This is a genomic window from Acidimicrobiales bacterium (genome assembly GCA_036399815.1).
GTDB lineage: Bacteria > Actinomycetota > Acidimicrobiia > Acidimicrobiales > DASWMK01 > DASWMK01.
Map to the genome: position 1 here is coordinate 1 of DASWMK010000016.1, position 3537 is coordinate 3537.

At 78.3% G+C, this 3537-nt stretch carries 2 protein-coding genes; one reads left to right on the top strand and one right to left on the bottom strand.

The features are described from left to right. A partial coding sequence (locus tag VGB14_00910; protein HEX9991463.1) for a tetratricopeptide repeat protein occupies positions 1–1279 on the top strand: 1279 nt, incomplete at its 5' end. Here the strand turns inward: VGB14_00910 and VGB14_00915 are convergent. Then, a partial coding sequence (locus tag VGB14_00915) for a C25 family cysteine peptidase (protein HEX9991464.1) occupies positions 1239–3537 on the bottom strand: 2299 nt, incomplete at its 5' end. The genes VGB14_00910 and VGB14_00915 overlap by 41 nt on opposite strands.

Consider the following 3537-nt stretch of genomic DNA (forward strand, 5'->3'; position numbering starts at 1 on the left):
CACCGCCGCCGTCCTCGAGGCCCTCGGCGACGTGCGGGAGCGGCTGGGCCGGCTGCCGGCGGCCCGGGCCGCCTACGGGCGGGCGCTGGCCGCCGCCGAGGCCAGCTGCGACGTCCCCGCCGTCGTCCGCCTGTCCGTGCGCCAGGGCCGGGTGGCCGAGAAGGCCGGCCGCTACCGGGCGTCGCTCCGCTGGTACGACCGGGCCGACGCCGCGCTGGCCGGCGCCGGCCTCGGGGCGCGCGCCAGGGCCGCCCTGGAGGCGGAGTCGTCGCTCGGCCGGGCCCTCACGCTGTACTTCCTCGCCCGCCAGCGGGCCGCCCTGGCCGCCTGCCAGGCGGCGCTGGCCGCGGCCACGACGGCGGGCGACGACCGCCTCGTCGCCCAGGCCCACCTCCAGACCGAGATGGTGCTGAGCGAGATCGGCGACCCCCGCAGCGCCGTCCACGGGCGGGCGGCCAGGCGGCGCTTCGAGCGGCTGGGGGACAACGTCGGGCTCGGCAACGTGCTGCTGAACCTAGGTGTGTCGGCCTACAACCGGGGCCGGATCGTGGACGCCCTCGGCCTCTACGAGGGCAGCGAGGCCGCCTACGAGCGGGCCGGCGACGTCATCGGCGGGGCCCTCGTGGCCAACAACCGGGCCGAGGTGCTGACCGACCAGGGCCGCTTCGAGGACGCCGCCCGGCTCCTCCAGCGGGCCAGGCGCCTGTTCAGGGCGACCGGCTACGGCAGCGGCGTGGCCATGACCACGAGCGCGTTCAGCCGGCTGGCGCTGCGGGGCGGCGACACGGCCGAGGCCGACCGCCTCCTCGACGAGGCGCTCGCCGAGTTCCGGTCGCTCGACGCCGCCAACTACGTGGCCGACACGCTCGTGCGCCGGGTCGAGAACCTGGTGGCCGCCGGCCGGGCCGACGAGGCGCTCGTCGTCGCCACGACGGCCAGGGCCGCCCTCGACCAGCAGGAGCAGCCGGCGCTCCTGCCCGAGGTCCTCGCCCGGCTGGTGGCCATGGCGTGCGTGTCCCGGGGCGACGTGGCCGCGGCCGAGCGGGCCCTCGACGCCGCCGGGACGGGACGGGGCGTCCGGTCGCGGCTGGAGGCCGCCCTGCGCGACGTCGTGCGCGCCGCCGCCCACGGGGCGCCGGTGCCGCCCGGCGCCCGGCGGGTGCTGCGGGCCGAGGGCGTCACCCTCGTCCCCGTCCCCGCGCCGGGCGGCCGGTGGTCCTGGGAACCGCTCGCCGCGGTCACGAGCCGACCGGGAACATCCGCCCCTTGTTCGAGCTGACGCCGACGTTCCCGGCGGCGTCGACGGCCTGCACGAACAGCGACCGGGCCCCGGCGGGCAGGGCCGCCGCCCAGCTGCGGCCGTCGCCGGAGGCGAGGTCGACGGCCACCCAGTCGGCGGCGCCGACGTCGACCATGGCGACGACCCGGACGGCGTCGCCGGTGCCGGCCACGTCCACCCGCACGGTGCCGGGGCCGGCGGTGACGTCCACGACCTGGGGCGGCGCCCAGTCGTCGCTCGCCGAGTAGGTCACCTCGACCCCGACCCGGTCGAAGAGCCGCTGGGTGCCGGTCGCCGACCCGGTCGAGGCCCAGTACTGGCCGGGGACGACGACGAGGCGCTGGCGGCGGGCGTACGGGACGGCCGCCCCGTCGGTGCCCGTGCCCACCTGCGCGGCGGTCGTGACCATGGCGAAGCGGGCCGGGAAGGCGACGTCGCCGTAGCCGGGGTCCGGGTCGGCGGTCGACTCGAGGGCGGGCGCGCCGGCCGGGGCGACCTGGCCGGTGTGCTCGCTGCCGGTCCGCAGGGCGGTGACCAGCGCGCCGTGGGCCGGCACGCCGGCGTCGGCCAGGTTGGTCACCTCGGTGACCACCCGGGGCTGGAGGGGCCGGCCCTCGGCGGCGACCGCCGGCTGCACCGGCCCGTCGCCGAGCGCGGCCTCGAAGTGGACCGAGCCGTCGGGCCCGGTGACGGGCGTGAACGACGGCTGCAGCACGACGCCGGCGACGGCGAAGGACGTCGACGACGGCGGCGCCGCCGGCACCAGCCCCTCCGCCGGCCGGGGCGCCGTCCCGTCGCCCACCCGGTACATCGGGAGGCCGTACAGGACGGCGGTCTCGAGGACCTTCTCGTCGTAGACGCCGTAGAGGCCCGACGTGCCGAAGTAGTCCTGCTTGGCGTTGGCCAGCGCCTGGCCGACGGTGACGGCCCCGTCGAGCTGGTCGGCGAACAGGGCCAGCAGCCGCTCGTCGAGCCCGACGGTGGCCTGGTCGCCGTAGCCGTAGCCGGTGATGGCCACCCAGACGTTGCCGGCGCCGCCGACGGCGGCGGCGAGGTCGTCGGCCGTCGCCGCGTCGTGCCCGTTCCCCGCCGGGATCGACATGCCGGTGTGGCAGCCCATCGTGAACGCCAGCGCCGCGCCCGCCGGCAGGGCGCCGGCCAGCGAGCCGGCGGTGATGGGCTCGTCGGCGCCGTCGAAGCCGGCCGCGGACAGGCCGCCGCGGTGGTCGAAGTGGCCGTACAGCGCGGCCACCCCGGGCCGGTCGGCCTCGAGGTCGTGCAGCACGCTCTCGCTCGTCCACGACGCCGAGTCGGGCTGCTCGACGTTGGCGGGCAGCCCGCCGCCCGCCGTCGTGAGCGCCGAGCGGAGGGCGTCGCCGGCCGCGTTGGCACCGTCGAGCATGAAGTCGTAGCCGGCGGTGTAGGCGGTCGACGGGTCGAGGCGGCCGCCGGTCGTCAGGTAGGCGTCGACGGCGGCGGCCAGGTCAGCGGGCGTCTCGACCAGGCGCCCGACGGCCAGCTCGGGCACGTACAGCTCGCGGTTCACCCACGGGATGGGGTCGACGTCGCCGTACGGGTCGTCGCTCAGCAGGTGCGAGGTGGCGAGCGCCTCGTGCTCGGGGGTGCCGTCGGCGAACGCGTCGGCGTACGCCGACTCGTTGCCGAGCCTGGTCGGGTCCCACAGGCGGGCCATCGGCACGACGTCGTCGCCGCCGGCGATGACCACGTTGGCGAGGCGGGGGTGGGGGGCGATGCCGGCCGCCGGGTCGCCCCGGCGCACGCGGTCGACGACCGCGGTGACCGCCTCGACGACGTCGTTGGCCAGCCGCACCGAGCACGGGTCGGCCTGCCACGCCCGGTAGGCGGCGCCGGCGGCCGGGTCGCGGTCGATGTCGACCACCGCGGCCACCGTCCCGAACGCGCCGTCGAGGCGGCCCAGGCCGGCGATGGCGGCGTCGGCCGGCGCGGCGCCGAACGCGTGGGCCAGCCGCTGGCGGTTGGTGAGGACGAGCGTGTCGAGGTCGGCGGGCAGGGCGGTGAGGTCGAGCGGCGGCGAGGCCGGCCCGGCCGGCCAGCCGAGGGTCGCGCAGGCGGCCGGCCGGGCCACGGCCGAGCCCCGCACCCGCAGCACGTAGGGCTGGTCCGACGTGGCGCCCTGGTAGCCGGACACCTGGATGAGGTCGGCCCCCGTGCCGTCGACCCGCTCGACGGCGTCGGTCGTGCTCGATCGGTCGACCGGGACCCGGCCGCCGGAAGCC